This window comes from Dactylosporangium sp. NPDC051484 (genome assembly GCF_040689395.1).
Lineage (GTDB): Bacteria > Actinomycetota > Actinomycetes > Mycobacteriales > Micromonosporaceae > Dactylosporangium.
This window is the reverse complement of sequence record NZ_JBFAZX010000004.1, coordinates 122,894-130,415: the sequence shown is the minus strand read 5'-3', so window position 1 is coordinate 130,415 and position 7,522 is coordinate 122,894. Positions and strand designations below refer to the sequence as shown.

General features: G+C 71.1%; 8 protein-coding genes. All 8 read right to left on the bottom strand.

Going from position 1 to position 7,522, the window contains the following annotated elements:
• Window positions 1-91: 91 nt before the first annotated feature.
• A complete protein-coding gene (locus AB0367_RS09345; RefSeq protein ID WP_366225736.1) occupies window positions 92-430 on the bottom strand; it encodes an RNA polymerase-binding protein RbpA in 339 nt (112 codons plus the stop codon).
• A 126-nt stretch (window positions 431-556) separates the two neighbouring features.
• Window positions 557-814 (bottom strand): preprotein translocase subunit SecG, encoded by a 258-nt coding sequence (gene secG, locus AB0367_RS09340; protein WP_366225735.1) that lies wholly within the window; start codon window positions 812-814, stop codon window positions 557-559.
• A 317-nt stretch (window positions 815-1,131) separates the two neighbouring features.
• Entirely contained in the window at window positions 1,132-1,914 is a 783-nt protein-coding gene (gene tpiA / locus AB0367_RS09335) for a triose-phosphate isomerase (protein ID WP_366225734.1), read from the bottom strand.
• 3 nt (window positions 1,915-1,917) lie between these two features.
• Window positions 1,918-3,105 (bottom strand): phosphoglycerate kinase, encoded by a 1,188-nt coding sequence (locus tag AB0367_RS09330; protein WP_366225733.1) that lies wholly within the window; start codon window positions 3,103-3,105, stop codon window positions 1,918-1,920.
• Window positions 3,102-4,106 carry a type I glyceraldehyde-3-phosphate dehydrogenase gene (gene gap / locus AB0367_RS09325; protein WP_366225732.1) on the bottom strand — a complete coding sequence of 335 codons (1,005 nt, stop codon included), beginning with the start codon at window positions 4,104-4,106 and terminating at the stop codon, window positions 3,102-3,104. Before gap ends, AB0367_RS09330 begins: the two co-directional genes overlap by 4 nt.
• Before the next feature lie 262 nt (window positions 4,107-4,368).
• Window positions 4,369-5,349 (bottom strand): DNA-binding protein WhiA, encoded by a 981-nt coding sequence (gene whiA, locus AB0367_RS09320; protein ID WP_366225731.1) that lies wholly within the window; start codon window positions 5,347-5,349, stop codon window positions 4,369-4,371.
• Window positions 5,350-5,356: 7 nt separating this feature from the next.
• Entirely contained in the window at window positions 5,357-6,442 is a 1,086-nt protein-coding gene (yvcK, locus tag AB0367_RS09315; protein WP_366225730.1) for a uridine diphosphate-N-acetylglucosamine-binding protein YvcK, read from the bottom strand.
• Window positions 6,439-7,311 carry an RNase adapter RapZ gene (gene rapZ / locus AB0367_RS09310; RefSeq protein WP_366226035.1) on the bottom strand — a complete coding sequence of 291 codons (873 nt, stop codon included), beginning with the start codon at window positions 7,309-7,311 and terminating at the stop codon, window positions 6,439-6,441. The genes yvcK and rapZ overlap by 4 nt, the downstream gene beginning before the upstream one ends.
• Between the last annotated feature and the right edge of the window lie 211 nt (window positions 7,312-7,522).

Here is a 7,522-nt window from a genome sequence, read left to right as displayed (position 1 = left end):
GCCCGCGAAGCGGGCATGGGGGGCTCCGGGGTGGGAACCCCCCGGCAGCGCCCGCGCGAAGCGCGCGCCAGGCTAGAAACAGCGCGCCAGGCTAGGAACAGCGCTGGCGCATTCGGGCCAGCGCCTCCTGCAGGATGGCCTCGCCGTCGGCGTCGCTGCGCCGCTCCTTGACGTAGGCCAGGTGGGACTTGTACGGCTCAACCCTCGGCCGCTCCGGCGGGGCCTGCCGGTCCTGCCCGGCCGGGAGGCCGCACCTCGGGCAGTCCCAGGTGACCGGGGGCGTGATCTCGACGGCGAACGCCGGCTCGGTCACGTGCCCGTTGGCACACCAGTAGGTGATGCTGCGGCGGGGAGCCTGGTCACCTCGCTCGGCCCACCGCATGGGGCCGGCGCCGACTCGTGTTCCACGGATGCCATTGCCAGCTGCCACGGCTGCTCGCTCCTGTTCGTCGGGGAATACGACGTCGTGCGGAGCGCAGGAGTGTGGGCGAAAACACCTGCGCGCGGCCCGAACCTTCTCGGACCGCGCGCACGAGTCTAGAACCACCCGATGTGCTCAGGCACCAGCGCTCTGAATAACTTTCAGCCAGAGGCCGAGGCCGACGATGCAGGCGAACCAGACGATGCCAACCAGCAGTGTGTAACGGTCGAGGTTCTTCTCGGCGACCGACGAGCCCGCGAGGCTCGAGGACACGCCGCCGCCGAACATGCTCGACATGCCGCCACCCTTGCCACGGTGCAGCAGCACGAGGAGGGTCAGCAGCACGCTGGTGATGACCAGCAGCACGATCAGGGTGTAGGCGAACGCCGTCATGGCGCGGTCGTCCTCTCGGTGGGCGGTTCTGGCGCGATGTCTGCAGGGCAGCTTACTAGGCGAGTCCGCGCGCGCACAGGTCGGGCTGTCCGAACTGCGGGGTGGATGAAGCCGCCGCGGATGTTCGTTCCGTCGATGCGAAGCGCTTTCATGTACACGATCGGCATCACCGTAGCCGGTGCCGCCGCTCCGGCACCGATTCGGCCGGGCACCGCGGCAATCCAGCCAGCCCACCGGTTGCCACCCGGCGACAAACAGAACGTCGCGCGACCTGCGAGAGGTCGCGCGACGTTGAGTGTTTCCGTGGCTACCGAGGCCTACTTGCCGAGACGCACGATCCTGGCGAAGCCCTCGGCGTCGATGCTGGCACCACCGACGAGCGCGCCGTCGATGTCGGGCTGCTCGATGATCGCCGCGATGTTGTCGTGCTTGACCGAGCCGCCGTAGAGGATGCGCACCCGGTCGGCGATGCCGCCGGTGTACTTCTCGGCCAGCCGGGTGCGGATCGCCCCGATGACCTCCTGCGCATCCTGCGGCGTCGCCACCTTGCCCGTGCCGATCGCCCAGACCGGCTCGTACGCGATGACGATCTTCTCGATCTCGTCGGTCTTGATCTTCTCGAGCCCGGCGTCGAGCTGCGCGAGCGTGTAGCCCACGTGCTCGCCGGCCTCGCGGACCTCCAGGCCCTCGCCCACGCACAGGATCGGCGCGATGCCGTTGGCCAGCGCCGCCTTCACCTTGGCGTTGACCAGGGCGTCGTCCTCGCGGTGGTACTGCCGGCGCTCCGAGTGCCCGACGACCACATACTGGCAGCCGAGCTTGGCCAGCATGGCCCCGGAGACCTCGCCCGTGTAGGCGCCGGAGGCGTGCGCGGACAGGTCCTGCGCGCCGTAGCCGATGGCCAGCTTGTCGCCGTCCACGAGCGTCTGGACGCTGCGGATGTCGACGAACGGCGGGAGTACCACGGCCTCCACGTCGTTGAGCTGCTGCTCGGTGAGGGTGAAGGCCAGCTGCTGGACCAGCTTGATGGCCTCGAGGTGGTTGAGGTTCATCTTCCAGTTGCCGGCCATCAGCGGCCGGCGTCCGGTCTGCTCCGCCATCGCTCAGCCCTCCAACGCCGCGATGCCCGGCAGGACCTTGCCCTCAAGGTATTCGAGGGAGGCGCCGCCGCCGGTGGAGATGTGGCTGAAGCCGTCCTCGGGGACGCCCAGCGCGCGCACCGCCGCGGCCGAGTCGCCGCCGCCGACGACGGTGAAGCCGTCGACCTTGGTGATCGCCTCGGCGACGCCGCGGGTGCCGGCCTCGAACGGGCGCTTCTCGAACACGCCCATCGGGCCGTTCCAGAAGACCGTCCTGGCGCCGGCCAGGATGCCGGAGAACTCCGCGACGGCCTGCGGGCCGATGTCCAGGCCGAGCTCGTCGGCCGGGATCTCGCCGATGCCGACGGTCTTGGTGGCCGCGTCGTCGCTGATCTCGGTCGCGGTGACGACGTCGACCGGCAGCACGATCTTGTCGCCGCCGCGCTGGAGCAGGTCCTTGCAGGTGTCGACCATCTCGTCCTGCAGCAGGCTCTTGCCGACCTCGTGGCCCTGGGCCTTGAGGAAGGTGAAGCACATGCCGCCGCCGATGAGCAGCTTGTCGACCTTCGGCAGCAGCGCCTCGATGACGGCGAGCTTGTCGGAGACCTTCGAGCCGCCGAGGACGACCGCGTAGGGCCCCTCCGCTTCGCCCGTCAGCTTGGAGAGCACCTCGAGCTCGCGACGCACCAGGTAGCCGGCGTAGCGCGGCAGCAGCGCGGCCACGTCGTAGACGCTGGCGTGCTTGCGGTGCACGGCGCCGAACGCGTCGTCGACATACACGTCGCCGAACGCGCCCAGCTGCCGTGCGAACTCCTGGCGCTCGGCCTCGTCCTTGCTGGTCTCCCCCGGGTTGAACCGCAGGTTTTCCAGCAGGGCGACGTCGCCGTCGCCGAGGCCGGCGACCGCGGCCTGCGCCGAGTCGCCGACGGTGTCGGTGGCGAACGCGACCGAGCCGCCGAGCAGCTCACCCAGCCGGTCGGCGACCGGCTTCAGGGTGTACTTCGGGTCGGGCGCACCCTTCGGGCGGCCCAGGTGCGACACGACGGTGACCCGGGCGCCGCCCTGACGCAGCGCGTCGAGGGTCGGCAGGACCGCCCGGATGCGGCCGTCGTCGGTGATCTTCTCCCCGTCGAGCGGGACGTTAAGGTCGGCGCGCAGCAGCACGCGCCGACCCGCGACGCCCTCGCTCAGGAGGTCGTCCAGCGTCTTCACAGGCCGGTGCCGACCAGGGTGACGGCGTCGACGAGACGGTTGCTGTAGCCCCACTCGTTGTCGTACCAACCGACGACCTTGACCTGGTTGCCGATGACCTTGGTCAGGCCCGAGTCGAAGATGCACGACGCCGGGTCGGTGACGATGTCGGTCGACACGATCGGGTCCTCGGTGTAGGTGAGGATGCCGGCCAGCGAGCCCTCGGCGGCGGCCTTGAGCGCGGCGTTGACCTCCTCGACGCTGGTGTCGCGCGAGACGGTCACGGTGAGGTCGGTCGCCGAGCCGGTCGGGACCGGCACGCGCAGCGCGTAGCCGTCCAGCTTGCCCTTGAGCTCCGGCAGGACCAGGCCGATCGCCTTGGCGGCGCCGGTCGAGGTCGGCACGATGTTCAGCGCGGCGGCGCGGGCGCGACGCAGGTCCTTGTGCGGGGCGTCCTGCAGGTTCTGGTCCTGGGTGTAGGCGTGGATCGTGGTCATGAGGCCACGCTCGATGCCGAACGTGTCGTTGATGACCTTCGCCATCGGGGCCAGGCAGTTGGTGGTGCACGAGGCGTTGGAGATGACCGTGTGCTTCGCCGGGTCATACTGGTGCTCGTTCACGCCGAAGACGATCGTCAGGTCCTCGTTCTTGGCCGGGGCCGAGATGATGACCTTCTTGGCGCCGCCATCGACGTGGACCTTGGCCTTCTCCGCGTCGGTGAAGATGCCGGTCGACTCGATGACGACGTCGGCGCCCAGGTCGCCCCAGGGCAGCTTCGACGGGTCGCGCTCGGCGAGAGCCTTGAAGGTCTTGCCGTCGACGGTGATCTCGTCCGCGGTCGCCTTCACCTCTTTGCCCAGGCGGCCGAGGATGCTGTCGTACTTCAGCAGCTGCGCCAGCGTCGCGTTGTCGGTCAGGTCGTTCACGCCCACAACCTCGATGTCAACACCCTTCGCAAGGGCTGCACGGAAGAAGTTGCGGCCGATACGGCCGAAGCCGTTGATGCCAACCCGGATGGTCACTTCGACACATCTCCTCGTCTCGTCGCTACCCGGCAGTTCCCTTTATCGACGCCGGGCGCCAGATGAGTGTTATTGGCTCGCCCACCCTGGTCCCGCCGGTCCGGACCCCACCCGATACACAGGGTCCTGGCCGCGTGTCGCGGCGGCGATCGAACAGCGAAGAGCGACCCGAGTCGGCCTCATCGCCGAACAGGGAAACCCTATCGTCTCGAACCGGTCACGGTCCCGCCGGGGTGTCGGGCGACACGTTTCCCCCACGCACTCACCCGACCAGCATCTCCGGGGTGACCGCCGACTCGGTGTCCGGAATGCCCAGATCACGCGCCCGCTTGTCGGCCAGCGCCAGCAGCCGGCGGATCCGCCCGGCGATCGCGTCCTTGGTCAGCGGCGGGTCGGCGAGCGCGCCAAGCTCCTCCAGCGACGCCTGCCGGTGCTCCAGGCGCAGCGTGCCGGCGCTGAAGAGGTGCTCGGGGGCGGAGTCGGCGAGGATCTCCATCGCCCGGGCGACCCGGGCGGCGGCGGCCACCGCGGCCCGCGCCGAGCGGCGGAGGTTGGCGTCGTCGAAGTTCGCCAGGCGGTTGGCGGTGGCCCGCACCTCGCGACGCACCCGCCGCTCCTCCCAGGTCAGCACGCTCTGGTGCGCCCCGATGCGGGTGAGCAGCGCGGCGATGGCGTCGCCGTCCTTGACCACGACCCGGTCCACCCCGCGCACCTCGCGGGCCTTGGCGGTGATGCCGATGCGCCGGGCGGCGCCGACCAGCGCAAGCGCGGCCTCCGGCCCCGGGCAGGTGATCTCCAGCGCGCAGCTGCGGCCGGGCTCGGTCAGCGAGCCGTGCGCCAGGAACGCACCTCGCCACGCGGCGACCGCACAGCACATGTTCGCCGACACGACGTGCGGCGGCAGGCCGCGGACCGGTCGCCCGCGCACGTCCAGCAGGCCGGTCTGGCGCGCGAGGGCCTCGCCGTCCTTGACCACGCGCACGATGAAGTGGCTCGCCTTGCGCAGGCCGCCGGAGGCCAGGATGTGGATCTCGCTGGAGTACCCATACACCTCCGACACCTCGCGGCGCAGCCGTCGGGCGGTGGCGTTGGTGTCCAGCTCGGCCTCCACGACCACCCGGCCGGAGACGATGTGCAACCCGCCGGCGAAGCGCAGCAGCGCGGCCATCTCGGCGCGCCGGCAGCAGGGTTTCGCCACGTCAACCCGGCTCAGCTCGTCCTTGACCGCAGCGGTCATCGCCATTCTGTCGTCACCTCGCGGTTTTCGTGTTCAAGGTCATGTCGTGACGTGCCTGCGCCCGCCCGTGCCGCGCGCCGTTGCCGGTGTGCCCCGGTGCGCACCCGCCGCCCGGAATCCCGGCGCGGCCATCGGCGCGTAGCAGTGGCTCGAGTGCCGCGGCCAGCGCCTTCGGGTCGTGCCGTGGCGCCCCCTCGCCGACGGCGACCGGGGCCAGGACCAGCCGCGCACCCAGCGATTCTGCCGCACGATGGACCGGTTCGGGGTCGCCTACGGCTTTCCCGTCGGCAAGCACCACATCGACTCGCAATTCAGGAAGGTAACGATGCAGCGCGGCAAGGTGTTCCGGCAGCGTGAGCCCGGCGGTCTCGCTGTCGGCGGCCAGGTTGAGCGTGACCAGGCGCCGGGCCGGGCTGTCCCGGATGGCGGCGGCGAGCCCTGGGACCAGCAGGTGCGGGATGACGCTGGTGAACCACGACCCGGGGCCGAACAGCAGCCAGTCGGCATCACGCACGGCCCGCACCGCCTCGGCGCACGCCTCCGGCTCGGCCGGCGTCAGGCGTACCCGGTCGATGGTCTTCATCGTCACCGCGACCTCGTGCTGACCGCGGACGGTGACCACCTCGCCACCCTCGGAGAGATCGGCCTCGATGTGCAGCGGATCCCGGGACATCGGCAGCACGCGGCCGCCGCAGCGCAGCATCTGCGCGGCCCGGTCCAGCGCGACGACCGGATCGCCGGCGACCTCCATCAGCCCACAGAGCACCAGGTTGCCGACCGGATGCCCGGCGATGTCGTCCTCGCCGGCGAAGCGGTGCTGGAACAGGTCGGCGGTCGCGGTCTCATCGGCGAGCGCGGCAAGGGCCTGACGCAGGTCCCCCGGGGGCAATATGTCGCGGGTCGCGCGCAGCCGGCCGCTGGAGCCGCCGTCGTCGGCGACCGTGACCACGGCCGTGATGTCCACGGGCAGCTGACGCTGCAGAATGCGCAAGGCGCGCAGCGAGGCGGACAGGCCGTGCCCGCCACCGAACGCGACCGCCCGGACGGCCTGGCCCGCCGCCCGTGTGCCGTTGTCGCCGCCCGCCTTCAGGCCCGTCATTCGCGTCCCAGGTCGCGGTGCTGGGGCGATGCCGCGAGCCGCATGTCGCGCAGCCGCCGGGCGAGCTCCTCGGCGATGGCGACGCTGCGGTGCTTGCCGCCCGTGCACCCGACGGCGATCGTCAGGTAGCGCTTGCCCTCGCGCTCGAACCCGGGCGCCGTGGCGTTGATCAGCCGCGCGTACGTCTCCACGAACGTGATCGCCCCGCGCTGCCCGAGGACGTACCGGCTGACGTCGGTCTCCCTGCCCGTATGCTCGCGCAGCTCCGGCACCCAGTACGGGTTGGGCAGGAAGCGCGCGTCGAGCACGAAGTCGGCGTCGGGCGGCAGCCCGTACTTGAAGCCGAAGGACAGCACCGTGACCCTGATCTGAGTCGTGTCCTCCTCGCCGAACATCTCCTCGATGCGCCCGCGCAGCTGGTTGACGTTCAGGTGACTCGTGTCGATCAGGACATCGGCCTGCTCACGCGCCTCCTGCAGCAGCTTGCGCTCGGCGGCGATGCCGTCGGACAGACGCCCGGCGCCCTGCAGCGGGTGCGAGCGCCGCACGCTCTCGAAGCGCCGGATCAGCACCTCGTCGTCGGCGTCGACGAACACCATCCGCGGGTTGAACCCACGCTCCCGCAGCGACTTGACCGCGCCCGGCAGGTCCGTCGAGAACGCGTGGCTGCGCACGTCGAGCACCATGGCGGTGCGGCGGACGGCCCCCTTCGCGGCGTGGGCGAGCTCGGCCATGTCCAGCAGCAGCGCCTGCGGCAGGTTGTCCACGACGTAATACCCGACGTTCTCGAGCGCCCGCGCCACGGTGCTGCGCCCGCCCCCGGACACCCCGGTCACGATGACCAGGTCGGTGGCCTTGCGCCCGGGCACCCCTCCTTCGCCGGGTGCGGCACCCGGCCCGGCCGCGCGGCCCACGACGGCCTGCTCGGTTGCCCCCTCGGTTCCCGGGCCCGCATCCCAGCCCGCGATGGCCTGGTCGGCTGCCCGCTCGGCCCCGGGCTGCGCATCCCAGCCCACGATTGCCTGCCCGGCCTCCGGCTCCGGTTCCCGGCCCACGACTTCCCGGCCCACGACGATCGGC